This window comes from Pseudomonas sp. 13B_2.1_Bac1, from assembly GCF_025466155.1.
Taxonomy (GTDB): Bacteria; Pseudomonadota; Gammaproteobacteria; order Pseudomonadales; family Pseudomonadaceae; genus Aquipseudomonas; species Aquipseudomonas aylmerensis.
The window spans coordinates 38,471-63,005 of sequence record NZ_JANLOH010000076.1; the positions used below are offsets into that span (position 1 = coordinate 38,471).

The window sequence follows — 24,535 nt, forward strand, 5'->3', positions numbered from 1 at the left end:
ACGGCTAAAGACTGGATGAATATACACTGTCAAAAGGCCGCTTGCAGCCTTACATGAAAGCTGCGCGGCAAACCGCCGCATATACCCTCTCAATCGATGGGACTGGTAGAATCGCCGCCGGTTCACACGAGGTTTTTCCATGCACGATCCCCACAGCGAACGCATGAGTAGCGGCGAGACCCGAGCAGCAAGCGGTCTGGCCCTGGTGTTCGCCTTCCGTATGCTTGGCATGTTCATGGTGTTGCCGGTGCTGGCGACCTATGGGATGGACCTCGCAGGCGCGACCCCCGCATTGATCGGCCTGGCGATTGGCGCCTATGGGCTGACCCAGGCAATTTTCCAAATTCCTTTCGGGATCATTTCCGACCGCATCGGCCGTCGCCCGGTGATTTACCTGGGGCTGATCGTGTTCGCCCTCGGCAGTGTGCTCGCGGCCCAGTCCGATTCGATCTGGGGCGTGATCGCCGGACGCATCCTGCAAGGCGCCGGTGCAATTTCCGCCGCTGTCATGGCGTTGTTGTCGGACCTGACCCGCGAGCAACACCGCACCAAGGCCATGGCCATGATCGGCATGACCATCGGTCTGTCCTTCGCCGTGGCGATGGTGGTCGGCCCCTTGCTGACGCGTGCCTTCGGTTTGCACGGGCTGTTCCTGGCCACTGGCGGCATGGCGTTGTTCGGTATCGTGATCGTGGCCTTTATGGTGCCGCGCTCCACCGGCACCCTGCAGCACCGTGAATCGGGTGTCGCACGCAAGGCATTATTACCGACGCTCAAGCACCCGGACCTGTTGCGCCTGGATTTAGGTATCTTCGTATTGCACGCGATGCTGATGTGCAGCTTCGTCGCCTTGCCTCTCGCACTGGTGGAAAAAGCCGGTCTGCCCAAGGAGCAGCACTGGTGGGTCTACCTGACAGCGCTGCTGGTTTCGTTCTTCGCCATGATCCCGTTCATCATCTACGGCGAGAAGAAACGCAAAATGAAACGAGTTTTGCTCGGCGCCGTCACGACGCTGATGCTCACTGAGCTATTCTTCTGGCAGTTCGGCGACAGCCTGCGGGCGCTGGTAATCGGCACGGTGGTGTTCTTCACCGCGTTCAACCTGCTGGAGGCCTCGCTGCCGTCGCTGATCAGTAAAGTTTCACCGGCCGGGGGCAAGGGCACTGCGATGGGGGTGTATTCCACCAGTCAGTTCCTGGGTTCCGCACTGGGCGGCATCATGGGCGGCTGGATGTTCCAGCATGGCGGTTTGTCGGTTGTGTTCCTCGGATGCGCCGGGCTGGCTGCACTTTGGCTGGCCTTTGCTGTTACCATGCGCGAACCTCCCTACGTCACAAGTCTGCGTTTGCCGCTGTCGCCAGAGGCGATCCGTGAAAGCGGTCTGGTAGAGCGCCTGAAGGCCGTCGTAGGGGTAACAGATGCAGTCGTGGTCGCTGAAGAGGCGGCCATTTACATCAAACTGGACACCGAATTATTGGATCGCGCGACGCTCGAGCAACTGGTCAACCCAGTGCCGACAGCGCGCCCAGCCTAGGAGAACGTTATGGCCCGTGGGGTTAACAAAGTCATATTGGTCGGTACATGCGGCCAGGATCCCGAAGTTCGCTACTTGCCTAACGGTAACGCCGTGACCAACCTGAGTCTGGCGACCAGCGAACAGTGGACCGACAAGCAGACCGGCCAGAAGGTCGAGAAAACCGAATGGCACCGCGTATCGATGTTCGGCAAGGTCGCCGAGATCGCCGGTGAGTACCTGCGCAAAGGTTCGCAGGTCTATATCGAAGGCAAGCTGCAGACCCGCGAGTGGGAAAAAGACGGCATCAAGCGTTACACCACCGAAATCGTGGTCGACATGCAAGGCACCATGCAACTGCTGGGCGGCCGTCCACAGGGCGACCAACAGGGCCAGGGCGGCATGTCCAACTCGGCACCGCGTCCACAACAGTCGCGTCCGCAGCCAAGCCAGCAGCCACCGCGTGAGTCGCGTCCAGCGCCACAACAGGCCGCGCCGCAGCCTGCGCCGGATTTCGACAGCTTTGATGACGATATCCCGTTCTAAGGTTTAACCTTCGGAACGAGCAAAACCCCCGACGGCGCAAGCCTCGGGGGTTTTTTATTGCCGTTTGTCAGGCGTCTGTCGAGGCCGCTCGCACCACCAATTCCTTAAAGCGTTGCAGCACTGCCGAGCCATCACCCACCCGCGTCGCCAGATGCAAGGGTGCTACCAGGCTGCGGCACTCGCTCAACTCCCGGTAGACGATGCCATCCCCCCGCAGCCGCTGCATAGACGCCGGCACAATCGACACCCCAAGGCCCGCAGCCACCAGGCTCAACGTGGCGGTCATGCGCGGTGCTTCCTGGACCACTTGCGGACTGAACCCCGCTTCACGGCAGGCCACCAGGATTGCGTCATACAACCCCAGTCCGACACGACGGCGATAGAGCACGAAAGACTCGGTGGCCAGCGCAGACAAGGGCAGGGGGATGTCAAAGTCGATCGCCAATGGATGATCGGTCGGCAGCGCCAGCAACATCGGCTCCACTAGGATCGGCTCGTCCTGCAATGATTGCGTGCCGCTGAGCGGTGAGCGGATAAACGCCGCGTCGAGTTTCTCATGCGCCAGCGCGTCCAGTAGTTCGCCGGTTCCGGCTTCCTCCAGTACGACCGAGACTCCCACGAAGGTTTCCCGAAACAGCCGCAACACACTCGGCACAAACGGGTGCAAGGCCGCTGAGCTGGTAAAGCCGATGGCCAGGCGCCCGCGTTCTCCCCGAGCGGCGCGACGCACGACATCGGCGACACCGTCGACGCGCGCCAGCACCTCGCGTGCTTCATCCAGCAGGGCCAACCCGGCCGGAGTCGGCCGCACGCCGCGTGGCAGGCGTTCCATCAGTACCACATCCAATTCGGCTTCCAGGCTTTGCAGCAAGCGCGTCAACGGTGGCTGCTGCATGCCCAGGCGTTGCGCAGCGCGGGTGATGTAGCCTTCTTCGGCAATGGCAACGAAGGCTTTGAGTTGGCGAAGCTCCAGCATAGGAATACTTTTGAGGTATGGGAGGTAGCCAATCCTGGCATTTGTTCTCATGGCTCACAAGAATTAGGCTGTAGCCAACCTCAAAAAGAAGGAAAGCCGCGATGACCTGGTCAGCCAAGCAATACACAATGTTCGAACAGCAGCGCACCCGTCCCGTCCGTGACCTGGTCGCGGCCATTCCGAATACCGAGGTGCGCAATGCCGTCGACCTGGGCTGCGGCCCCGGCAACTCCACCGAAGTACTCGCCGAGCGCTTCCCGCAGGCGCACGTCACTGGCATGGACAGCTCCGATGACATGCTGGTCGACGCCCGCAAACGGCTGCCGGCGTTGAGCTTCGAACTGGCGGATATTGGGGCCTGGCGCCCTGCACAGGCTTACGATGTGATCCTGGCCAATGCCTCGCTGCAATGGCTGCCGGACCACGCCACACTCTACCCGCATCTGGTCAACCAACTGACGCCCGGCGGCACGCTGGCCGTGCAGACGCCGGACAACCTCGACGAACCTGCCCACCGGCTGGCCCGCGAGGTGGCTGCCGACGGCCCGTGGGCGGCCAGCATCGGTGCGGTCAAACACAATGAGCGGCACAGCGCGAACTACTACTACGAGCTGTTGAGCAAACACTGCACCGTGGACGTGTGGCGCACCACCTACCTGCATCCACTGGCCGACCACGCGGCTGTGGTGGAGTGGTTCAAGGCCTCGGCATTGCGGCCGTTTCTGGCGCCGTTGACCGACGAAGAAAAGGTCGCCTTCCTACGTGAATATCAGGCACGAATTACCCAGGCTTACCCAGCCCTGGACGATGGCACCGTATTGCTGCCATTTCCGCGCCTGTTCATCATCGCCACGCGCTGACGCGCTCCACACGAGTGGCGGTTACGCGGCCGCCGCTTGTGCCTGCAAATACTCCTGTGCCGACACCACGCTGGCATAACCAAACGCCAACGATGCCATGTAGGTGTCATGCACTTGCGCCGCCGGGATCACCTTGCCATTGAATTCCAGGTCCCGCGTGGCGCAGGCGTCATGGATCAGTGTGACCTTGTAGCCCAGGTCCGCCGCCGCTCGCACCACCGCATCAATGCACATATGGCTCATGCTGCCGACCACCACCAACTCCGTGATGCTGCGTTGTTCCAGCAGTGCACGCAGGTTGGTCTCGCGAAACGCATTGACGAAATGCTTGAGCACCACCGGCTCGCTGCCCTCATTCAGCACCTTGGGGTGCAAATAAGCGCCCTCGGAGCCCGGGGTGAAGAAGGGCGCGTCATCCGAGGTAAATTCATGGCGCACATGAATCACCGCATCGCCCGCCTGGCGAAAGGCCTGGAGCACCTGCGCGGCCTTGTCTGCCGCGGCTTCCACGCCGTCGAGCGGCCACTTGCCCTGGGGGAAGTAGTCGTTCTGGATATCGATTAGGATGAGCGCTTGCTTGGCCATGGGTGTTGCCTCGTGATGGGTTGATGGGGCCAGTATGTTAGCTGGCGCCGGCGCACGGGATTGGCTGCACCGACAATAACAGGGGGAAAACTGACAATGGCGGTTGTGGAGCTGGGCGTGTTGATCTACCACGGTGCACAGTTGGCGGCTGTCCACGGCCTGACCGATTTGTTCGGGGTGGCTAACCGGATTGCTGCCGAGCATCAATCCGCGCAACTGCCGTTGCTGCGGGTCAGCCACTGGCAGGTGGATGCCCATGGCACGCCTGCGCGGGTATTCGACACTCACCCCGGCCCCGGGCAACCGATGATGGCCCTGCTGGTGCCGCCTTCAATCGGTGAGTTCAGCGAAGAACAGGCACCGCCCGCGCTGCTCGAGTGGATTCGCCAGCAACACGCGGTTGGCACCGTGCTCGGCGGTGTGTGCATCGGCTCCATCATGCTGGCGCGCAGCGGCCTGTTGGACGGGCGCAGCGCCACCACTCATTGGTCCTCCGCCAGCGCCTTCGCCACACGGTATCCGGCGGTGCGCCTGGAGGCCGATAAACCTATCGTCGATGACGGCGACCTGATCACCACTGCCGGGCTGATGGCCTGGTCCGAACTGGGCCTGCGCCTGGTCGATCGCCTGATGGGCCCGAGCATCGCCGCCGGTACCGCGCGCTTCCTGGTGATCGAGCACAGTGACAGCGCCAGCCAATGCGGCAGCAACTTTGCGCCGATCCTGGGGCACGGCGACAGCGCGATCCTCAAGGTTCAGCACTGGCTGCAAGCCAGTGGCGCAGTGGACGTGTCGGTGGCGGCGATGGCGCAGGAGGCGGGCCTGGAAGAACGCACCTTCCTGCGGCGGTTTCGCGCCGCCACCGGCTTGAAACCCACCGAATACTGCCAGCACCTGCGCGTCGGCAAGGCGCGGCAGATGCTGGAATTCACCAACGGCACCATCGACCATATCGCCTGGACCGTGGGCTACCAGGACCCCAGTGCATTTCGAGCGATCTTCAAGAAAATCACTGGCCTGGCCCCCAGCGATTATCGCAACCGTTTCGGCGTGTGAATCGTGCAGAACGCCGCAGCTTCAAGGCGGCGTCGTGCAGAATCAAACAGGCCAACTGCCATCGCTTTTTCGACAACCGGTTGATTTCATTCGCATCCTCCTTGAAGGCGCCTTGGCCTGATCCCTGCAACCTCCCCACTACACACATGGCGGAAGGCCAAGGGGGACGCATGACCCCGAAGAATCGCAAAAAACTCGTAGTTGCCCACTCCACGCGGGAGGGTGCGCCACAGCATGAGGTGGAAACCAATCGTGCGCTGGCGCGCTGGCTGGCGCAGATCCTCGGGCTGAAGTTCGGTGGCAGCTATGACCCCGACCAGCATGCCGACCGAGCCCTCTACCTGTTGCCCACACAAACCCTGGTCGGCGCGGCCCAGGCCCGCGCGCTGAACGTCAATGGCCCCGAAGACCTGTGGGGCGGCTACGTGGATCACGACTTTATCTGCACCAAAGCCATCAGCCATGGCGTTTTGGGCCCGGATGCGGTGACCCCACTCGGCTGGTCGCCATTGTTCTGCGAGCGGGTACGCGACGTCGTACTCGACGGCCTCAGCGTATTTGCCCAGCAGGATGCACGCGAAGCCGCCACACGCTTGCTCTACAGCGGCCCGATTCGCTTGAAACCGGTGCATGCCTGCGCCGGGCGTGGCCAGGAAGTGATCCGCAGTCTCGACGCGTTCGATGCGGTGCTGGCGCGACCAAACGCCGCGCAGCTGTTTGAGAGCGGCGTGGTGCTGGAGCAGGACTTGCACGACGTCATCACCCACAGCGTGGGCCAGAGCTTTATTGGCGAGCACGTGCTCAGTTATTGCGGCGAGCAGTTCCTGACACAAGACGCACACGGCGAAGAGGTGTACGGCGGTTCCGATTTAATCGTGGTCCCGGGCGACTACGAAACGCTGCTCGCCCTCGCGCTGCCGGACGACGTGCGCCAAGCCATCGAACAAGCACAGGTTTTCGACGCGGCCGCCGATGAGGCCTACCCTGGCTTCTATGCCTCGCGGCGCAACTACGACATCGCCCAGGGCCTGGACAGTGACGGCCAGCGCCGCAGTGGCGTGCTCGAACAGTCCTGGCGCATGGGCGGGGCCAGCAGCGCGGAAGTCGCGGCGTTGCAAAGCTTCATCAACCACCCCGGCCTGCGCGCGATCCGGGTGTCCTCGGTGGAAACCTACGTGGACCAGGCGCTGCCCGCCGATGCCATCGAGGTGTACCGCGGCCCGGCGGAAAACAGCGAGTTTCTTCTCAAGTATGTGACGGTTAAATCTTATGACGGCTAGAAGCGAAAGCATTGCGATCGATATCGACGACGAACAGATGAGCGCCACCTTCCTGAGCCCCAAATCCAAAGTCCCGGGCGTGTTGTTTGTGCACGGCTGGGGCGGTAGCCAGGAGCGCGACCTGGAGCGTGCCAAAGGCATCGCCGGCCTAGGCTGCGTGTGCCTGACCTTCGACCTCCGGGGGCATGCCGGCACCGGTATCCCGTTGTCGCGCGTTACCCGCGAAGACAACCTGCGCGACCTGCTGGCAGCTTATGACCGGCTGCTCTCGCACCCGGCCATCGACACCTCCGCAGTGGCGGTGGTGGGCACCAGCTACGGGGGTTACCTGGCGGCGATTCTGACCTCGTTGCGCCCGGTGCGCTGGCTGGCGCTGCGTGTGCCGGCGCTGTATCGCGATCAGGAATGGCTCAAGCCCAAGCGCGATTTGGACAAGGCCGACCTGATGGATTACCGCAGCACCCTGGTCCAGGCTGAGACCAATCGCGCGCTGCATGCCTGCGCGCAATTTACCGGGGATGTGCTGATCGTCGAATCGGAAACCGACGACCATGTGCCCCATGCGACTATCATGAGCTACCGCGCGGCCTGCCAGCAGACGCACTCGCTGACTCACCGCATCATCGATGGCGCGGATCACTCCCTTAGCGATCCAGTGTCCCAGCAGGCCTACACCTCGATCCTGGTGGACTGGATTACCGAGATGGTGGTGGGCGAGCGGTTGAGCATCATCCAGTCTCAATAGGGGGGCTTTGGATCGCTATTGGCGGCAACCCAACACCTGCAGGGGAGCGCATCGCAGTGTAGGCGCTGGCTTGCCATCGATAGCGATGCCCCCGGCAACATCTTTCTCAAGCCGGTGTTTTCTTCACCCGCAACGCCTTGGCCTTCGCCTCGACACCGACGTACATCACCAGCGCGATCAGCAGCGGCAGAATAAAGTAGATCGCGCGGTAGGCAATCAGCCCGGCAAGCAAACTGCCGCGCGAGGCCTCATGTTGCAGCAGGGCAATAAACACCGCCTCCAGCACGCCCAGCCCGGCGGGGATATGCGTGATTACGCCGGCAATCGCGCTGATCAGTAACACGCCGAGCACGAGCGGATAATCCAGTTTCGCCGGCAGCAAGGTGAAAATCACCGCGGCCATCAACGACCAGTTCAACGCCCCCAGCGCCAATTGCAGGCATGCCATACGCAGCGACGGCAGGTTGATCTCGATTCCGCGAATCGACCAGGCGCGCTTTTTCGAAAACTGGCAGGCCGCCAGATACCCCAGGCTGGCCAGGACCAGCAACACACCAATGCCCTGCAATGCACCGCTGCTGACTTTCCACCCTGGCGGCATCGTCACCAGGCCGCTGCTGAACACCACCCCGGCCAGGGCCATATAGCCAAACCAATTGGTGGCCAGGCTCAGGCCGAGGATCTTGGCGATGTTGCCAGTGCTCACCCCCAGCCGCGAATACAGCCGATAACGCATGGCGATGCCGCCGACCCAGGCGCTCAGGTTGAGGTTGAACGCATAGCTGATGATGCCCACTGGCAGGATCTGTTTCCAGCGCAGGGGCTGACGGATGTAGGTGCGGCCGATCAGGTCGAAGCAGGCGTAGACGACAAAGCTGCAGGCTGTCAGCCCGCCCGCGATGATCAGCGTGCGCACCTTGAAATTGCCGAGGGTTTCGAACACCTCGCTCCAGTCGATGCGCCGGGCAAGCAGGGTGAACAGCACGATCAACAGCAGGAAGAACGCGATAGTCAGCGGTTTCTTCCAGCGCGCGAACCGAGAACCGCTGGCTTCAGACGTCATGGGGCGAACGCTCGAAAGGTTTCAGGCGGGGCTTGTGCGCCGGCAACCAGCCCGTCAGCGCGGGGAAGTGGCGCATCACATGGAACACCAGGAAACCCACGGTCAGCCGCCACAGCCACAGGCGCGGCTTGCGGTTCTCCGGCATGGTCCGACAATGCGTGTCAGCGAGTACTTCCAGGCGCTCGTACAGCTGCTGGTTGAAGGCGCGGTCACGAATCAGCACATTGGCCTCCAGGTTCAACGACAGGCTCAGCGGGTCGAGGTTGCTCGAACCGACGGTGCTCCATTCGTCATCCACCAGCGCGACCTTGCCGTGCAGCGGCCGCTGGCAATACTCGTGAATCACCACACCGTCCTTGAGCAGGTAGTCGTAGAGCATGCGCGCAGCCAGCTTGGCCAGCAGCACGTCAGGCTGGCCCTGCATGATCAGTTGCACGTGCACGCCACGGCGCGCGGCGTTACGAATCTCGCGCAGCAGGCGGTAGCCGGGGAAGAAATACGCGTTGGCGATCACCACACGTTTCTGCGCCTTGCTCAGGGCGTGGATATACGCCTCTTCGATGTCGTCGCGATGCTGGACATTGTCGCGATAGATCAGGCGCACCAGGCCTTTGCCTTTCTCGGTGGCCCACAGCGAAGGGCGTTGCTGGCGCCGGCGCCAACCGCGGCGGGTGCGGACCTGTCGACCGCTTTGCGCGAGGGCGAAATGATGCAGGTCGGCCACCGCCGGGCCGGTCACCTGCACTGCGTAATCCTGCTTGGCCTCGGGGCCGAAATCACCCAGATGGTCGGCGGAAAAGTTGATCCCGCCGATAAACGCCACGGCCGCATCCACCACCACAATCTTGCGATGCAGGCGGCGAAACCAGTTGGTGCGGATGCCCAGTGTCTTGGACGCCGGGTCAAACATCTGCACCGTCACTCCTGCCTCCGCCAGCTCACCGAGAAACCCCGGGCTCAGTTCGCCGCAGCCAAAACCGTCCAGGCTCACGACCACCTTGACCCCGCGTTGCGCCGCCTCGATGAGGATGCCCTGCAGCTCGTGTCCGACCTTGTCTTCGAAGAGGATAAAGGTCTCCAGCAGGATCTCCCGATGCGCTTCACGCATCGCTTCGAAGACCCGGGGGAAATACGCCTCGCCGTTCTCCAGCAACTCGACCCGGTTGTCGCTCTGCCAGCCGTAATCCAGGTCGCGGGCCTTGGCTTCATCCGGCGGCTGATCGGTAGCGATGTGTTCCACGGCAACGTTCATAGCTCAATCTCCACCGACAGGGGCGCGTGGTCTGACAAATGTGACCAGGGGCGGGCAGTGAGCACTCGCGGGTTATGCACCTTCACGTTGCGCACATAAATACGGTCCAGCGGCAGCAATGGCAGGCGCGCCGGGAAGGTGCGTGCGGGTTTGCCGTGGGTCTCGATGAACACTTCCTTCAGGCCGCTCTGGCTGAGGTCGGCACGCTGGCGCCAGTCGTTGAAATCGCCGGCAACCACCAAAGGTGCATCGGCCGGAATCTCGCGGATGCGCTGCTCCAGCAAGCGCAATTGCTGCTGGCGATGCACCTCGCGCAGGCCCAGGTGAATGCAGATTGCGTGTACCTCTTGGCCGGTGCCCGGCAGGCGCAGCACGCAATGCAACAGGCCACGGTTTTCATGCCCGCTTTGTGAAATGTCGAGGTTGTCGTAGCGCACGATCTGGAATTTCGACAGCAGCGCATTGCCGTGGTCGCCATGCGGGTAGACCGCGTTGCGCCCGTAGGCGAACTGCGGCCAGATGCTGTCGGCGAGGAACTCGTACTGCGGCATGTTCGGCCAGTCGCTATAGCGCTGGGGATGGCGCTCGTGGGTGCCATGGATTTCCTGCAGGAACACCATATCGGCGCCGATACTGCGCACCGCTTCACGCAACTCGGGCAGGATGAAACGCCGATTCAGCGCAGTGAAGCCCTTGTGAATATTCACCGTCAACACGGTAAAACGCGTTATCGCGGTGGTCGGGGCGATGGGTACCCATTCCGGCTGTGTCATGGCATCACCCCGGGTTCCGGCAACTTGCCGGGTTCGGTGAGGAGGTGCTTATCCAGCCCGAAACGCCCGAGCAACTGGCGGGCATCGAAGGGCGCCCGCACCTTGATGTCGTTGTCGAAAAAACAGAAGACCTCGCGCTGCTTGCGCGCGGCGGGCTTGCGCAGCGGGTCGACCAGGTGCGCATCCGCCGGCTGCTTGCCGTGTGCCCAGCGCTCGATGCGATCACCCCAGCGCTTGAGGGCTTCATCGGTGTAGCCGCTGGCGTACAGCTGCTTGTCGCCATGCAAACGCAGATAGAGGAAGTTGGCGGTGATGTCTTCGAGGTACGGCCACTTGCCGGCAGTGTCCGCCACCACCAGGGCCACGCCGTGCTGAGCCAGCATCTGCACAAACTCAGGCACCGCAAAACTCTTGTGCCGGATCTCCACCGCATGCCGCAGGGCGCGCTTGCCATGAGCCTGCAGGCTCGCCTTGCCGTTCAGGCGTGGCTCATGCTGGCGGGCGAGGGTAGCGGCTTGCAGCGTGTCAGTGGGCAAATCGGCGAGGAAGGCTTCGAACAGCGCTGGGTCGAAGGTGAAGCTGGGCGGAAATTGCCAAAGGATCGGGCCGAGTTTTTCCTGCAGCTCCAGTACCCCGGAGGCGAAGAAATTCGCCATTGGCTTGTGCACCTCCCGCAGGCGCAGGATATGCGTGATATAGCGCGGTGCCTTGACGCTGAACATGAAGCCTTCAGGGGTGTCTGCGTACCACTCGGCGTAGCGCTTGGGGGTTTGCAGCGCGTAGAACGAACCATTGATTTCAATGCTGTTGACGGCACGTGACGCAAACTGCAACTCGCGTTTCTGGGTCAGCCCCTCGGGGTAGAAATCCCCGCGCCAGGGCGTGTAGCGCCAGCCGGAAATGCCGATATGAATCGCCGCCATGGTGACTCCCGTGAATGGTGGGTCGAGTGACCTCCGTTCTGGAATGACTGCGCTATTTGCGCGAAAGTTTCCACGGTCCTACAGACGGCACCGGCTAAAACTGTGGGAGCGGGCTTGCTCGCGAAGGCAATCTGTCAGCAATCAATTCATCGACTGACCCACCGTCATCGCCGGCAAGCCAGCTCCCACATGGGATTGAGGCGTGGCCGAATCAGTGCCCGGAAAAAAACTGTGGGATTGAAGGTGCTACCGGATCAGCGCCCGGTAAAAAACTGTGGGAGCTGGCTTGCCTGCGATAGCGATTTGTCAGCAATGAATTCATCGACGGACCCCCCGCCATCGCCGGCAAGCCAGCTCCCACATAGGATTGAAGGTGCTACCGGATCAGTGCCCGGTAAAAAACTGTGGGAGCTGGCTTGCCTGCGATAGCGATTCGTCAGCAATCAATTCATCGACTGACCCCCCGCCATCGCCGGCAAGTCAGCTCCCACATGGGATTGAAGGTGCTACCGCATCAGTGCCCGACCACACTGCGTGTCGAACTCTCGGGATACACCGGGCCAAGGCGGTCCAGCCGGCCACTCCACGCGGTCAGCGCCAGGGCCACCAGCACCACCAGCCCGCCAATCCACGCCGTGTGAATCAGGCCCATATGGGCCACGATCAAACCACCCGCCCAGGCGCCACCGGCGATTCCCAGGTTGAACGCGGCGATATTCAGCCCCGACGCCACGTCCACCGCATTCGGCGTGTGATGTTCGGCCTGGCGCACCACATACACCTGCAGGCCGGGCACGTTGCCGAAGGCGACCGCGCCCCATACCAGCACGGTGGCCAGGGCCAGCCAAGGATTGCTGGCGGTCATCGTCAGGACAAACAGCACGGCCGCGAGCAGGGCAAAGATGATTTTCAACGCGCTGATCGGGCCGCGTTTATCCGCCAGCTTGCCGCCCCAGATGTTCCCGGCCGCGACCGAGATGCCATACACCAGCAGCACCAGGCTGACCGTGCCGGCGCTGAAGCCGGAGATGTCCTGAAGGATCGGCGCCAGGAAGGTAAACGCGATAAACGAGCCGCCGTAGCCGACGGCGGTCATTGCGTACACCAGCAGCAAACGCGGTTGCTTGAGCACTTGCAGTTGTTGCAGCAGCGACGCGGGTTTGCTGTGGGCGATGTGTTTGGGTACGTAGATCAGGCTGCCGATAAACGCGATCACACCCAGGGCGGACACGGCGAGGAAGGTTTCGCGCCAGCCGAAGTGCTGGCCGATAAAGGTGCCCAGCGGCACACCCGTGACCAGGGCGACGGTGAGGCCGGTAAACATTATGGCAATCGCGCTGGCGGCCTTTTCCTTGGGCACCAGGCTGGTGGCGATGGTCGAGCCGATCGAGAAAAACACCCCGTGGGCCAGGCCGGTAACGATCCGCGCCAGCACCAGCGATTCATAACTCGGCGCCTGCCAGGCCAGCAAGTTGCCAAGGGTGAACAGCACCATCAGCGACAGCAGCAGGAATTTGCGCGGCACCTTGCCGGTGAGCGCGGTCAGCACCGGCGCGCCGATGGCCACGCCGAGGGCGTAGAGGCTGACCAACAGGCCGGCGGACGGCAGGTCGACACCCAGGTCGGCGCCGATGGTGGGTAACAGGCCGACGATGACGAACTCGGTCGTCCCGATGGCGAAAGCGCTGAGGGTCAGCGCGAGCAAGGCAATGGGCATGGCTGCAACTCCGGTGGGTTTCATTCAGGAGCGCAGTGTCTGGTTTTGGCCTGTGCGGAAAAAGCCAGGGATCGACATTTGATATTTGCCTGCAGGTCAAAGATCTCGAAACAGGGGAACGATCAGGGTTCAAACCCGTCAGTTCCTTACAGACCCTGTTGATGGAGGCCCGGCGTTTTGCTGAATCTCAAGACTGCACTACTGCTCGGCGCGCTGCTGTTTTGTGGCAGCGGCGCACTGCAAGCCGCGGCCACCGCGCCTGAACCCGAAGCGCCGGCCAAGCCGGAATTGCTCGTCGAAGGCGGCCTGCTCGGTGCCATCAGCTCCAGCATCGATGATGTGCAGGAGAAGCTCGACCTCAATCAGAACCTGATCGATGAATGGCGTTTGCGTGCCGACCGCGCCGCGGACGAAGTCGGCCGGCTGGTCGATCAGACGGCCGAGCGCTCGCCGTGGAGCGTCGCCGGGGATTTCCTGTTGCTGTCGGGGGTGTGGATAGGCGCCTTCGCGGTGTTGACGTTGCTCGCGCGCTTCATCGTACGGCGCCTGAGCCAGCGCACATTCATTCAGCAGCGCAAGCGATTGCAGGCGGTGCTCGGGTATGTGCTGCCCTACACGATCCCCGCGCTGATCTGCCTGCCGCTGACCCTCTACGTCAGCCATTTTTTACCCACATCTATCGGCCGCGCGCTGGCGCTGTGTTTTGCCTACGCCACCAGCAGCGGCATCTTCTCGACCTCGATGCTGCTGTGCGTCATCGTGATGTTCAACGTAGGGCACAAGCGCCCGGCGGTGCAGATCATTCGCGATTACTGCCCCAAGCCGCTGTTCCTGATCGGCTTCCTCGCCGCCCTCAGTGATGCGCTGACCAGTCCGCAGATCGCCCGTCAGCTCGGTGGCAATATCACCAGCAGCATCGCGGTGTTTACCGGCCTGTTTGCCGCGGTGATCTTCGGCGTGCTGGTGGTGCGCCTGCGCCGTCCGGTGGCGCACCTGATCCGCAACCGACCCTTGGCCCAGCGCCTGAAACACCCGGCGCTGCAACAGTCGCTGCGGGTGTTTTCGGGGCTGTGGTACTGGCCGATCCTGTTGATGGTGCTGGTCTCGGCAATCAACCTGATCGGTGCCGGCGACGACAACCAGAAGGCCCTGCGTTGCGCGCTGTTCACCACCATCCTGTTGATCGGCACGGTATTCCTCAGCACCGTGCTGCAACACCTGTTCAAGTCGCGCAGCCAGGTGGCGATCCAGCGCAGCAGTGCCTACAAGGAGCGCTTCCTCAGCCTGCTGCACGCGATCCTGCGCATCGCCATGGCGATCGCCTTTATCGAAATCCTCGGGCGTATCTGGGGCGTCTCGCTGTTCGAATTCGCCCAGCGCAATTCGGTGGGCCGCGCCATCAGCGACTCGCTCAGCAGCATCGGCCTGATCCTTCTGGTGACCTGGCTGTTCTGGGTGGTGCTCGACACGGCGATTCAGGAAGCGCTGAAGCCACCGGTGAACAAACGCTCCAGCCGTCAGCCCAGCACGCGGGTCAAGACCATCCTGCCGCTGCTGCGCAATGCGGTGAAAATCATCCTGGTGGTGATCTGCGCGATCACCACCATGGCCAACCTGGGCATCAACGTCGCGCCGCTGCTGGCGGGTGCCGGTGTGGTCGGCCTGGCGATTGGTTTCGGCTCCCAGCAACTGGTGCAGGACGTGATCACCGGCCTGTTCATCATCATCGAAGACACACTGTCCATCGGCGACTGGGTGGTGCTCGACTCCGGCCACGCCGGTACCGTCGAAGGCCTGACCATCCGCACCCTGCGCCTGCGCGACGGCAAGGGCTTCGTGCACTCGGTGCCGTTCGGGCAGATCAAGGCGGTCACCAACCAGTCACGCCAGTTTGCGTATGCGTTCTTCTCGGTGCAGTTCACCTACGACACCGATGTGGACAAGGCCGTGGAGCTGATCCGCGAAGCCGGGCAGTCGATCCGCGACGACGTGTTCCTCAAGTACAACCTGCAAGGGCCGCTGGAGGTGTTTGGCGTCGACAAGATGGACCTCAACGGTGTGGTTCTCACCGCGCAGTTCCGCACCGTGTCCGGTGGGCAATATGCAGTCAGTCGCGCGTTCAACCAGCGCCTGAAAAAGCTTGTGGATAACTGTGATGAGGTGCACTTCGCGCAGACTTATCCACAGCAGGTGCTGCTGCCCAAGCGCACGCCGCAGGTGGATGAGCCGGATGAAGCGGTGCCGGCGTCGGTGGTGGTGACGGAGCAGCCGCGTACCCAGTGATTGATGTCGCCCGGGCTGGCCTCATCGCGGGCAGGCCCGGCTCCCCCATTCTCGACCGTGTGAACCCGTACAAATGTAGGCGCTGGCTTGCCTGCGCTGGTGTCAGATAAGGCATCCCTAATGCCTGATCAACTTCTCCTGCACCGCCTGCTGGTCCACCTCCAGCAACACCTGCTGCTTGCCCGCGACCATCACCGCCGCCGGCAACCCATCGCGATACACAATCCGATTACCGCTGACCGCCGGCACTTTGCTGCCGGGTAACAACGTGCCCACCAGGTTCAGCGGATCGGCCCCGCACACTGCAATCAGACTTCCATCATGCGGGCGCCGTCGCACCTCACGCAGCAGCGGGATTGCTTCCGGCAACGCAAACTGCTCACCCGCCAAACCACTGACAAATCGCCCGCCGCGAATCTCACCGCGCGCTTCCAGCCGATGGAACGTGCGCAGCAATTCGCGCCAGCTCGGTAACCAGTCCGCCTCTCGCTCCAGCAGCCGCCAGAACACCACGCCGTAGCGGCGCAGCAAGGTCATCGCCACATGCTCCAAGGTCTCCGCCGAGTGCGCGCCGGCGGCGGTCGCGGGGCGCCGGATCAGTGCCCAGCGCCCGGCATCGTCCATGCCGCCGACAAACGCCCCACGCCCGCGCCGGCTGCTGCGCGCCTGGCGTTTGCTCGCCGGCGTGGTCAACGCCCGCAGCCCGGCAAAGCTGTCGGCATTCACCAGGCCGGCACCGACCAGTTCCTGCAAGGCACTTTCCAGCTCGCTGCGCAGCAGGTGGGCTTCGTGCACCAACTCATCAAAAAACAGCGCGCCATGTTCGCGCAGGGCCAGGTGGACTTTCTGCGCCTTGGGCGACAGCGTCGTGCTGTCGGTGGGTTCGGTCAGCCCGCTCCACAGCGGCACCTGGCTGCGCGGCAACAGCACCACCGGCGTGCTGCGCAGGGCGATGGCGCTGGCCTTGTTGCTCAAGCGCGTCCACACCAGCTTGCCGCTGCGGCACAACTCATCGAGCCAGGTGGAGGAATAATCCTTGAGCCGCGCGCTGAGCAAATCAGTGTCCCAGGCGGACGTGGCAGCGGCGTAGCCTTCGAACTGGCCGACGATCTGCGCCAACATCGCGCTGCCCTGGCCACGGGTGCTCTCGGACAAGTGCTGCCAATCGAACAGGAAACGCATGAAGTCCTGCAGCGCCACCGGCTCGATTTCCCGGCGCAGGCGCTTGACCGTGTAGCGATGAATGCGCGCCAGCAGGTGGCGTTCGCACCATTGCTCTGCGTCGGCCCCAGGGCTGAAACGCCCACGCAGCACGTAGCCTTCCTGCTCCAGGCGGGCCAACGCCTGCGTGACATCAGCCACCGGCAAGGCCAGGGGCGCGGCGATCTCGATCAAGGTCAGCGGACCGAAGCCGCCAAGGCGCGCGCGCAGTACTTCCACCAGCGCTTCGTCGTAGGTCCAGGGCTCATCGAAGCCCGGGAGCAGCGGCAAGCCGTTGGGATAAATCGCCTGCAAACAGCTCAGGCGCTCGACCGCCACCCACAGGCCGTTGTGCAATGCATAGGCGCGCCCACCCTTGGCCAAGGCGTGAAGCCACTCGGCCCATTGCGGCGTGACCTCGTGAGCGGCGATGCAGGCCAGGCTCATCAACGCCTCATGCATTTCATCCAGGCTGTGGGGCGCTGGCCAGGCTTCTTCGCGAACCCCGGCGATGGCGTCCGCGTCCAGTGCGCCAAGGTCGTCGGTGCTCTGCGGGTCGCTCCAGCGTCGGTTGAGCACGGCTTGGGTGCGGCGTTCTTCCAGCGGGGCATCGTCGAGAAAAGTGTAGGGGCGCGCGCTGAGGATTTCCGCGGCCATCGGCGAGGGCGCCGGCAGGTCACGGCTGATCAAGCGCACGTCGCCGCCCTCCATGCGCCGCAGCAGGGCCAGCCAACCGTCGCCGTCCATGGCTTCGTGCAGGCAGTCATCGAGGGTTTGTTCCACCAGCGGATGCGCGGGCACTTCGCGTTCGCCGGCAAGGTTTTCCAGGCAGGCGATCTGGTCGGGGAACACGCTGGCGATCAGGTCTTCGCTTTTCATGCGCTGGATTTGCGGCGCGACCTTGCGCCCGCCGGTATAACGCGGCAGCGCCAGGGCCACGCCGGCATTCCAGCGCCAGCGCACGCCGAACAGCGGCGCGTCCAGCACCGCCTGGATCAGCAGGTGTTCGGCGCTGTGGCTGTTGAGATAGCGCCACACTTCGTCCAGCTCGAAGCTGTGGCTGGTGGACAGCGACAGCACGATGGCATTTTCGCTGGCCGCCGCCTGCAGCTCGAAGTTGAACGTACGGCAAAAACGCTTGCGCAGGGCCAGGCCCCAGGCGCGGTTGATGCGGCTGCCGAACGGCGTGTGGATAATCAGTTGGGTGCCGCCGGACTCGTCGAAAAACCGCTCCATGATCAACGTGTCCTGGGACGGCAACGCGCTGAGGGCCAGGCGCGCACGGGCCAGGTAGTCGAGGATCTGTTCGGCGCTGGCGCGGTTCAGGCCGAGGGTGTCGGTGAGCCAGTCCTGCGCCGGTTGCAGGTCACCGGGGCTGGCGCTGAGCAGCGAGTCCAGCTGCCCCTGCAAACGTGCCACGGCCGCCGACAATTCATGGCTGCGCCCCGGTGCCTCGCCGAGCCAGAACGGAATGGTCGGTGGCTGGCCGTGGGCATCCTCGACGCGCACCTTGCCGGCCTCGACCCGCAAAATCCTGTAGGACGTATTACCGAGCTGGAAGATATCCCCGGCGATACTTTCCACCGCGAAGTCTTCGTTGACGCTGCCGATGTTCAGGCTCTGCGGCTCCAGCAACACGCTGTAGTCGGGATTGTCCGGGATGGTGCCGCCGCTGGTCACGGCGGTCAGCCGGGCGCCCCGGCGGCCGCGCAGGGTATGGGTCACAGCGTCGCGGTGCAGGTAGGCGCTGCGGATGCCCTGGCGACCGTTGTAGCCGTCGGCGAGCATCTGCAGCAGCGCCTGGTAGTGGCGCTCATCCAGTTCGGCATACGGCGCGGCGCGGCGGATCAGCGCCAGCAGCGCCGCTTCCGACCACTCCTGGGCGCTGACCTCGGCGATGATCTGCTGGGCCAGCACGTCCAGCGGCGCCACGGGAATGTGCAACGTGTCGAGTTCACCCCGGCGTACGCAGTCGAGCAGGGCGGCGCATTCGATCAGGTCATCGCGCGTGGTGGCGAACAGACGGCCCTTGGGCGTGCCGCCAACCTGGTGGCCGGAGCGCCCGACCCGTTGCAGAAAGCCGTTGATGGACCCTGGCGAGCCGATCTGGCACACCAGGTCGACGTCACCGATATCAATCCCCAGCTCCAGCGATGCGGTGGCGATCAGCACTTGCAGCGCGCCGGCCTTGAGCCGTTGCTCGGCGTCCAGGCGCAGTTCCTTGGCCAGGCTGCCGTGGTGGGCGGCGACGGCGTTCTTGCCCAGGCGCTCGCTCATGTGCCGGGCCAGGCGCTCGGCCAGGCGCCGGGTATTGACGAAAATCAGCGTGGTGCGGTGTTCGCGGGCCAGCGCAGCGAGGCGATCGTAGACCAACTCCCAGACATCATTGGCCATCACTGCCGACAGCGGCACCGGCGGCACTTCGATATCCAGGTCGCGGGGGCGGGCATGGCCGATATCGACGATGTCGCACGAGCGCCCTGTGCCGACCAGAAAGCGCGACACGGCCTCGATAGGTTTCTGCGTGGCCGACAGGCCGATGCGGGTCAGCGGTTCGCCGCATAAACCCTGCAGGCGCTCCAGGCTCAGGGCCAGGTGGCTACCGCGCTTGCCGGCGGCGATCGCGTGGATTTCATCGACGATCACCGTGCGCGTGCTGGCCAGCATTTGCCGGCCGGAGTCGGAGCCCAGCAGCACGTAGAGCGATTCCGGGGTGGTCACCAGGATATGCGGCGGGCGCTTGCGCATCAGCGCCCGGTCTTTTTGCGGGGTGTCGCCGGTGCGTACGGCGGTACGGATCACCAGCGGCGGCAGGTCCATGGCCTGCAGGTGCTCGGTGATCCCCGCCAGCGGGGTTTGCAGGTTGATCTGGATATCGTTGGACAGCGCCTTGAGCGGCGACACGTACACCACCAGCGTCTCGTCCGGCAGTTGCCCGCCGTGGGCCAGGCCCTGATGGACGAGGTCGTCCAGCACCGCCAGGAACGCGGTCAGCGTCTTGCCCGAGCCGGTGGGGGCGGCGATCAGCGTCGAGCGGCGTTGACGGATCAGCGGCCATGCCTGGGCCTGCGCGCTGGTCACCGAAGGGAAGGTGCTGCGGAACCAGGTGCTGACGGCGGGGTGGAAGCCGTCCAATACCGTGTCCGTTGATTCGGGAAGGTTCATGACTCTTATATGCAACCCATGAGGTCAAGTTGCAACCCCCGCACTTTATCCGTGACGGTTGCGCTACAAACCCGCAAAATGCAACGATTCTGGAATACACCTACGGCTGGCTCACGGGCCTGCCGACAATAACCATCGTTCCAAACAGACCGGGCCTGCTCAATCTATGCGAATGCGCCTTATGTTACTGGGCGGCGGGAATGCCCTCGGGCAGGCGCTGATTCGCCTCGGTGCAGAGGAAGACATTGGTTTCCTCGCACCCAAACCGCCCACCGACGGCTGGGATGCCGCAAGCCTCACCCAATTGCTCGACGACACCCGTCCCGATGCGTTGATCAACCTCGCCTACTATTTCGACTGGTTCCAGGCCGAGGCTGTCAGCGAAACCCGCCTGGCTGCCCAGGAGTTCGCCATCGAACGCCTGGCCGAACTGTGCCAGCACCACAACATCACCTTGCTGCAACCGTCCAGCTACCGCGTGTTCGATGGCTCCCGCGCCACCGCCTACAGCGAAAAAGACGAGCCGGTGCCCTTGGGCCTGCGCGGCCAGGCGCTGTGGCGTATCGAGCAAAGTGTGCGCGCCACGTGCCCGCAACATGTGCTGCTGCGCTTTGGCTGGCTGCTGGATGACAGCATCGACGGCACCCTCGGGCGCTTCCTCGCGCGGGCCGAGAAGCCGGATGAATTGCTGATGGCAGATGACCGTCGCGGCAACCCGACGCCGGTGGATGACGCTGCGCGGGTGATCATCTCGGTGCTCAAGCAACTCGATTGTGCCGCGCCGCTGTGGGGCACTTACCACTACGCCGGGCATGAGGCGACTACACCGCTGGCGCTGGGCCAGGCGATCCTGACCGAGGCGCGCAACTTCCACCCGCTGGCTATCGAAGCGCCCACCGCCCAGGCCCACGCGGCCCGGCCGGATGCCGGCGACGAACCGCAGCACGCGGTGCTGGCCTGCAAGAAAATCCTCCACACCTTCGGCATCAAGCCACGGGCGTGGCGGGCGGGGTTGCCGGCGTTGCTGGATCGGTTCTACCGGCACGGCTGACCCAACCCCAAAACCAACGTGGGAGCGGGCGGGTGTGGGAGCCGGGCGTGCCCGCGATAAAATCGCCTCGGTCTGTCAGTTGCACCGAGGCGATGCTATCGCAGGCAAGCCAGCTCCTGCACCCGCCCGCTCCCACATAGGTTATGCAGCGTGAGTGGAACCTGGGTTAGAACTTGTAGCCGATGCCCACCATGTACACCATCGGGTCCACATCAACGTTTACCTTGGCGCGAGTGCCAGGTGCCACGGCGTTGTTTTCCACCGTCGCCTTGGTGCTGATGTCGATGTAGCGCGCCTGGGCGTTGATCATCCACTTGTCGTTGATCATGTAGTCCGCGCCGATCTGCGCCGCCCAGCCCCAGGAGTTCTCGGCCTTGAAGTTGCTGAAGCCTTCGCCCTGTGCGCGGCTGCCGACGTGTTCGTCGTAGATCCAGGTGTAGTTGATGCCGGCGCCCACATACGGTTGGAACGCAGACTTGTTGTCCAGCGGGTAGTACACGACGCTCAGGGTCGGCGGCAGGTGTTTGAGGGTGCCGAGCTTGCCGTTGGCCGGGCTCAGGGCGGTGCCTTTGATCTTCACGTCGTGCTCGAACGGGGTGGCCGCCAGCAGCTCGATACCCACGTGGTTGGTCAGCATGTAGGCAAAGTTCAAGCCCAGCTGGGTGTCGCTGCTCATGGTCGCCTTGCCGCCCAGGTTGGTGCCCGCCAATGGACCCTGGTCAACCTTCACGTGACCGCTGTCGGCTTTCGGGTTCACGGTGATTGCACCGGCGCGCACCAGAATATCGCCCGCTTCGTGAGCGTGGACGACGGGGGCGGCGAGGGCGAGCGCGAAGAGGGACGCGCCGAGCAGAGACTTGTTCATGGGAGCTCCAAAAGGACGTTTAAAAGTTGTACGTCCAATGGTAAAGATCGTTCCGCTCGATCTTTTGACTCAGCTCAATGAAAGGTCGATCAGCGCTATTGCGGCAGTTCGTAGATGTAAATCTTCTCGGCGTCCATCTGGTAACCGGCGTCGGCCAGCTCGCTGGTAGACGGTTTGACCTGCATCGCGCCTTCGATCCAGTACGGCTGGTAGAGCTCATCGAGCTTCACGCCGACTTCGCTTTTCACATGCACGATCTGGTTCGACGGCGGCGGCGGCACATGGATGCACGCGCCGAAATACGGCACCAGCAAGAACTCGGTGGTGCGGCCCGCTTCGCTGACTTCCAGCGGCACGATATACCCCGGCAGACGAATGTGCTGGCCATCGAGGCCCTGTACCACCGGCGCGTGGGGCATTTCCTGCTTGGCCGCTGGCGCCGACTCCAGCGCGTCGGCCATCCCGGACAAGTTGTGCAGCGGCTGCATGTTCGGTATTTCCGGTTCGGCATCCGGCGGGATCAGCTCCGACCAGGTCAGCTCTTTAGGCTCAGCGGCCCAGGCCGGCAGGGCCATCAGCAGAAACAGTGCAAACAGGACGCGACGCATCGAAGCCTTCCTCATAAACGTATGGACAGGCCATCGGCCAGGGATTGTCGATAGGCGCGCCACGCGGGCACGCTGCCCATCAACAGCGCTGCGCCGAGGATACCGGCCAGCAGCGTCCATTCATATTCGCTCGGCCACGACATCGGCAGGTCCAGGCCGTAATTGGCCTGCAGATACCCGCGCGACGCGGCGATGCACACGTACAGCAGGCCGACCCCCGCGATCACGCCGGACAAGGCCAGTGCAAAGGCTTCGAAGATCAGCAAGGTCGCGATATGCCAGGGCCGTGCGCCCACCGAACGCAGGATCGCCATTTCGCGGCGGCGTTCGTTGAGGCTGGTGAGGATCGCCGTGAGCATGCCGATCAGCCCGGTCAGCACCACGAAGAGCGAGATCACGAACAAGGCTTTTTCGGCGGTGCCCATCATGCTCCACAGCTCCTGCAGCGCCACGCCCGGCAGGATCGCCAACATCGGCTCGCCACGGAACTCGTTGATCTCGCGTTGCAGCGCGAAGGTGGAAATCTTGTTGTTCAGGCCGAGCATGAACGCGGTGATGGCCTGCGGGGTGAGGTCCATGTTGCGCGCCTGGTCGGCGCTGATGCGGCCTTTGCCCTGGGCGGGCACGCCGTTGTGCCAGTCGATGTGGATCGCTTCCATGCCGCCCAGGCTGATATGCAGCGTGCGGTCCACCGGAGTGCCGGTGCGCTTGAGGATGCCGACCACGGTGAACGGCTTGTCATCGTGTTTCACCAGGCTGACCACTGCCACGCCGTGGGCCAGTACCAGCTTGTCGCCGAGCTTGTAATGCAGCGCATCGGCGACTTCGGCGCCGAGCACCACCTCGAACGGGTCAGTGGCGAAGGCGCGGCCGCTGGCCAGTTCGAGGTTCTGCTTGCGGCCGTACTGGTAGTGCTCGAAGTAGGATTCGTTGGTGCCCATCACGCGGTAGCCGCGGTGGGAGTCGCCCAGGGAAATCGGGATGGCCCATTTCACCTGGGGGCTGGCGGCGAAGTGTTCGTAGCTGTCCCAGCGGATGTTGTTGGTGGCGTTGCCGATGCGAAACACCGAGTACAGCAGCAGGTTGACCGAGCCGGAGCGCGCGCCGACGATCAGGTCGGTGCCGCTGATGGTGCTGGCAAAGCTGTTGCGCGCCTCAACGCGCACGCGTTCCACCGCCAGCAGCAGGCACACCGACAAGGCGATGGCGAAGGCGGTGAGGATCGCGGTAAAGCGGCGGTTCGCCAGGCTGGCCATGGCTAGACGGAACAAATACATCTCAAACCTCTGCGGGCGTGGCGGCGCGATTGAGTTCGGCCAGCGACAGGTTGCGGTCGAACAGCGGCGCCAGGCTCTGGTCATGGCTGACAAACAACAGGCTGGCGCCGGCCTCGCGGCATTCGGCGAACAGCAACTGGATGAAGGCTTCGCGGGCGTCGTAGTCCAGGGCCGAGGTGGGCTCGTCGGCGATCACCAATTCTGGCTGGCCGATCAACGCACGGGCGGCGGCAACGCGTTGTTGCTGGCCGATCGACAGCGAGTCGGCGCGGCGCTCCAACAAGTCCCGGTCCTTCAAGCCCAGGTGCGCGAGCAGGGTGGCAGCAGCCTGGTCGACACTGCCGTGGCGCTGGATCGCCCGCTGCGCACGCAGCTTGGAAAAGTGGCAGGGCAGCTCGACGTTTTCGCGCACCGACAGGAACGGCAGCAAGTTGAACTGCTGGAAGATGTAGCCGGTATGGTCGACGCGAAAGCGGTCGCGGGCGCCGGCCGAGAGTTCGGTCAGCTCCTGGCCGAGCAGGCGAATGCTGCCGCGGCTGGGCTTCTGCACGCCGCCGAGCAGGCCGAGCAAGGTGGTTTTGCCACTGCCGCTCGGGCCCTTGAGAAACAGGGTCTCCCCTGCTTCCAGGCGGAACGCGGGGATGTCCAGCAACTGTGGGTGGCCGGGCCAGTTGAAGCCCAGGTCAGACAGTTCGATTAACGCTTGGGTCATGGGGAGTCAGTGGTCTGGTTTGATTTGGATGATGACACCGATCAGGTGTGGAAGGTGGCTTGGCCGGGGGTTCCACGGCCCGGGG

20 protein-coding genes are annotated in these 24,535 nt (G+C 63.5%); 8 read left to right on the top strand and 12 right to left on the bottom strand.

Features of this window, described 5'->3' with window-relative positions; genetic code table 11:
• Nucleotides 1-139 precede the first annotated feature (139 nt).
• Together NTD80_RS17550 and NTD80_RS17555 are read left to right on the top strand one after the other, a co-directional pair.
• Nucleotides 140-1,534 (top strand): MFS transporter, encoded by a 1,395-nt coding sequence (locus NTD80_RS17550; protein WP_065909934.1) that lies wholly within the window; start codon nucleotides 140-142, stop codon nucleotides 1,532-1,534.
• Between the two features lie 9 nt (nucleotides 1,535-1,543).
• Nucleotides 1,544-2,059, top strand: coding sequence for a single-stranded DNA-binding protein (locus tag NTD80_RS17555; RefSeq protein WP_262134419.1), 516 nt, complete (start codon nucleotides 1,544-1,546; stop codon nucleotides 2,057-2,059).
• 67 nt (nucleotides 2,060-2,126) lie between these two features.
• Here NTD80_RS17555 and NTD80_RS17560 read toward each other — a convergent pair whose 3' ends face one another.
• Nucleotides 2,127-3,035: a LysR family transcriptional regulator gene (locus NTD80_RS17560; protein WP_262134420.1), complete on the bottom strand. Its 909-nt coding sequence runs from the start codon at nucleotides 3,033-3,035 to the stop codon at nucleotides 2,127-2,129.
• 101 nt (nucleotides 3,036-3,136) lie between these two features.
• Here NTD80_RS17560 and tam point away from each other — a divergent pair, with 101 nt between their 5' ends.
• Nucleotides 3,137-3,895 carry a trans-aconitate 2-methyltransferase gene (gene tam / locus NTD80_RS17565; protein ID WP_262134421.1) on the top strand — a complete coding sequence of 253 codons (759 nt, stop codon included), beginning with the start codon at nucleotides 3,137-3,139 and terminating at the stop codon, nucleotides 3,893-3,895.
• Between the two features lie 21 nt (nucleotides 3,896-3,916).
• On the opposite strand, the gene NTD80_RS17570 is transcribed toward tam, so the two are convergent.
• Entirely contained in the window at nucleotides 3,917-4,480 is a 564-nt protein-coding gene (locus NTD80_RS17570) for a cysteine hydrolase family protein (RefSeq protein WP_262134422.1), read from the bottom strand.
• A gap of 96 nt (nucleotides 4,481-4,576) precedes the next feature.
• On the opposite strand from NTD80_RS17570, the gene NTD80_RS17575 reads away from it, so the two are divergent.
• The 3 genes from NTD80_RS17575 (at nucleotide 4,577) to NTD80_RS17585 (ending at nucleotide 7,561) form a co-directional block, all read left to right on the top strand.
• Nucleotides 4,577-5,536, top strand: coding sequence for a GlxA family transcriptional regulator (locus tag NTD80_RS17575; protein ID WP_262134423.1), 960 nt, complete (start codon nucleotides 4,577-4,579; stop codon nucleotides 5,534-5,536).
• 170 nt (nucleotides 5,537-5,706) lie between these two features.
• Nucleotides 5,707-6,816: a DUF3182 family protein gene (locus NTD80_RS17580; RefSeq protein WP_262134424.1), complete on the top strand. Its 1,110-nt coding sequence runs from the start codon at nucleotides 5,707-5,709 to the stop codon at nucleotides 6,814-6,816.
• Nucleotides 6,806-7,561: an alpha/beta hydrolase family protein gene (locus tag NTD80_RS17585; protein WP_262134425.1), complete on the top strand. Its 756-nt coding sequence runs from the start codon at nucleotides 6,806-6,808 to the stop codon at nucleotides 7,559-7,561. The genes NTD80_RS17580 and NTD80_RS17585 overlap by 11 nt, the downstream gene beginning before the upstream one ends.
• A 106-nt stretch (nucleotides 7,562-7,667) precedes the next feature.
• Here NTD80_RS17585 and NTD80_RS17590 read toward each other — a convergent pair whose 3' ends face one another.
• The 5 genes from NTD80_RS17590 to NTD80_RS17610 all read right to left on the bottom strand — a co-directional run bounded on the left by NTD80_RS17590 (nucleotide 7,668) and on the right by NTD80_RS17610 (nucleotide 13,289).
• The gene (locus tag NTD80_RS17590; RefSeq protein ID WP_262134426.1) at nucleotides 7,668-8,624 is read right to left on the bottom strand and encodes a lysylphosphatidylglycerol synthase domain-containing protein; all 957 of its coding nucleotides are present in this window, start codon (nucleotides 8,622-8,624) and stop codon (nucleotides 7,668-7,670) included.
• Nucleotides 8,614-9,876 carry a cardiolipin synthase ClsB gene (gene clsB / locus NTD80_RS17595; RefSeq protein WP_201145980.1) on the bottom strand — a complete coding sequence of 421 codons (1,263 nt, stop codon included), beginning with the start codon at nucleotides 9,874-9,876 and terminating at the stop codon, nucleotides 8,614-8,616. The genes NTD80_RS17590 and clsB overlap by 11 nt, the downstream gene beginning before the upstream one ends.
• Nucleotides 9,873-10,649, bottom strand: a complete 777-nt coding sequence (locus NTD80_RS17600) for an endonuclease/exonuclease/phosphatase family protein (RefSeq protein WP_106802500.1) — start codon at nucleotides 10,647-10,649, stop codon at nucleotides 9,873-9,875. Before NTD80_RS17600 ends, clsB begins: the two co-directional genes overlap by 4 nt.
• Nucleotides 10,646-11,572: a DUF72 domain-containing protein gene (locus tag NTD80_RS17605; RefSeq protein WP_262134427.1), complete on the bottom strand. Its 927-nt coding sequence runs from the start codon at nucleotides 11,570-11,572 to the stop codon at nucleotides 10,646-10,648. The genes NTD80_RS17600 and NTD80_RS17605 overlap by 4 nt, the downstream gene beginning before the upstream one ends.
• Before the next feature lie 514 nt (nucleotides 11,573-12,086).
• Nucleotides 12,087-13,289 carry an MFS transporter gene (locus NTD80_RS17610; RefSeq protein ID WP_106802502.1) on the bottom strand — a complete coding sequence of 401 codons (1,203 nt, stop codon included), beginning with the start codon at nucleotides 13,287-13,289 and terminating at the stop codon, nucleotides 12,087-12,089.
• Nucleotides 13,290-13,466: 177 nt separating this feature from the next.
• On the opposite strand from NTD80_RS17610, the gene NTD80_RS17615 reads away from it, so the two are divergent.
• Nucleotides 13,467-15,572 carry a mechanosensitive ion channel family protein gene (locus tag NTD80_RS17615; protein ID WP_262134428.1) on the top strand — a complete coding sequence of 702 codons (2,106 nt, stop codon included), beginning with the start codon at nucleotides 13,467-13,469 and terminating at the stop codon, nucleotides 15,570-15,572.
• Nucleotides 15,573-15,689: 117 nt separating this feature from the next.
• On the opposite strand, the gene NTD80_RS17620 is transcribed toward NTD80_RS17615, so the two are convergent.
• The gene (locus NTD80_RS17620; protein ID WP_262134429.1) at nucleotides 15,690-19,937 is read right to left on the bottom strand and encodes a DEAD/DEAH box helicase; all 4,248 of its coding nucleotides are present in this window, start codon (nucleotides 19,935-19,937) and stop codon (nucleotides 15,690-15,692) included.
• Nucleotides 19,938-20,103: 166 nt separating this feature from the next.
• Here NTD80_RS17620 and NTD80_RS17625 point away from each other — a divergent pair, with 166 nt between their 5' ends.
• A complete protein-coding gene (locus NTD80_RS17625) occupies nucleotides 20,104-20,988 on the top strand; it encodes a sugar nucleotide-binding protein (RefSeq protein ID WP_083221509.1) in 885 nt (294 codons plus the stop codon).
• A 166-nt stretch (nucleotides 20,989-21,154) separates the two neighbouring features.
• Here the strand turns inward: NTD80_RS17625 and NTD80_RS17630 are convergent, their stop codons facing one another.
• The 4 genes from NTD80_RS17630 to NTD80_RS17645 form a co-directional block, all read right to left on the bottom strand.
• Nucleotides 21,155-21,853 (bottom strand): OmpW/AlkL family protein, encoded by a 699-nt coding sequence (locus NTD80_RS17630; RefSeq protein WP_106802505.1) that lies wholly within the window; start codon nucleotides 21,851-21,853, stop codon nucleotides 21,155-21,157.
• Between the two features lie 95 nt (nucleotides 21,854-21,948).
• Nucleotides 21,949-22,461 (bottom strand): DUF3299 domain-containing protein, encoded by a 513-nt coding sequence (locus NTD80_RS17635; protein WP_106802506.1) that lies wholly within the window; start codon nucleotides 22,459-22,461, stop codon nucleotides 21,949-21,951.
• Nucleotides 22,462-22,472: 11 nt separating this feature from the next.
• Nucleotides 22,473-23,738 carry an ABC transporter permease gene (locus tag NTD80_RS17640; protein ID WP_065909957.1) on the bottom strand — a complete coding sequence of 422 codons (1,266 nt, stop codon included), beginning with the start codon at nucleotides 23,736-23,738 and terminating at the stop codon, nucleotides 22,473-22,475.
• 1 nt (nucleotide 23,739) lies between these two features.
• Nucleotides 23,740-24,450 carry an ABC transporter ATP-binding protein gene (locus NTD80_RS17645; RefSeq protein WP_065909959.1) on the bottom strand — a complete coding sequence of 237 codons (711 nt, stop codon included), beginning with the start codon at nucleotides 24,448-24,450 and terminating at the stop codon, nucleotides 23,740-23,742.
• Nucleotides 24,451-24,535 lie beyond the last annotated feature (85 nt).

Coding starts and splice junctions, on each gene's coding strand:
- NTD80_RS17550 (WP_065909934.1), top strand. CDS start 140: ATGCACGATCCCCACAGCGAACGCATGAGTAGCGGCGAGACCCGAGCA.
- NTD80_RS17555 (WP_262134419.1), top strand. CDS start 1,544: ATGGCCCGTGGGGTTAACAAAGTCATATTGGTCGGTACATGCGGCCAG.
- NTD80_RS17560 (WP_262134420.1), bottom strand. CDS start 3,035: ATGCTGGAGCTTCGCCAACTCAAAGCCTTCGTTGCCATTGCCGAAGAA.
- tam (WP_262134421.1), top strand. CDS start 3,137: ATGACCTGGTCAGCCAAGCAATACACAATGTTCGAACAGCAGCGCACC.
- NTD80_RS17570 (WP_262134422.1), bottom strand. CDS start 4,480: ATGGCCAAGCAAGCGCTCATCCTAATCGATATCCAGAACGACTACTTC.
- NTD80_RS17575 (WP_262134423.1), top strand. CDS start 4,577: ATGGCGGTTGTGGAGCTGGGCGTGTTGATCTACCACGGTGCACAGTTG.
- NTD80_RS17580 (WP_262134424.1), top strand. CDS start 5,707: ATGACCCCGAAGAATCGCAAAAAACTCGTAGTTGCCCACTCCACGCGG.
- NTD80_RS17585 (WP_262134425.1), top strand. CDS start 6,806: ATGACGGCTAGAAGCGAAAGCATTGCGATCGATATCGACGACGAACAG.
- NTD80_RS17590 (WP_262134426.1), bottom strand. CDS start 8,624: ATGACGTCTGAAGCCAGCGGTTCTCGGTTCGCGCGCTGGAAGAAACCG.
- clsB (WP_201145980.1), bottom strand. CDS start 9,876: ATGAACGTTGCCGTGGAACACATCGCTACCGATCAGCCGCCGGATGAA.
- NTD80_RS17600 (WP_106802500.1), bottom strand. CDS start 10,649: ATGACACAGCCGGAATGGGTACCCATCGCCCCGACCACCGCGATAACG.
- NTD80_RS17605 (WP_262134427.1), bottom strand. CDS start 11,572: ATGGCGGCGATTCATATCGGCATTTCCGGCTGGCGCTACACGCCCTGG.
- NTD80_RS17610 (WP_106802502.1), bottom strand. CDS start 13,289: ATGCCCATTGCCTTGCTCGCGCTGACCCTCAGCGCTTTCGCCATCGGG.
- NTD80_RS17620 (WP_262134429.1), bottom strand. CDS start 19,937: ATGAACCTTCCCGAATCAACGGACACGGTATTGGACGGCTTCCACCCC.
- NTD80_RS17625 (WP_083221509.1), top strand. CDS start 20,104: ATGCGAATGCGCCTTATGTTACTGGGCGGCGGGAATGCCCTCGGGCAG.
- NTD80_RS17630 (WP_106802505.1), bottom strand. CDS start 21,853: ATGAACAAGTCTCTGCTCGGCGCGTCCCTCTTCGCGCTCGCCCTCGCC.
- NTD80_RS17635 (WP_106802506.1), bottom strand. CDS start 22,461: ATGCGTCGCGTCCTGTTTGCACTGTTTCTGCTGATGGCCCTGCCGGCC.
- NTD80_RS17640 (WP_065909957.1), bottom strand. CDS start 23,738: ATGTATTTGTTCCGTCTAGCCATGGCCAGCCTGGCGAACCGCCGCTTT.
- NTD80_RS17645 (WP_065909959.1), bottom strand. CDS start 24,450: ATGACCCAAGCGTTAATCGAACTGTCTGACCTGGGCTTCAACTGGCCC.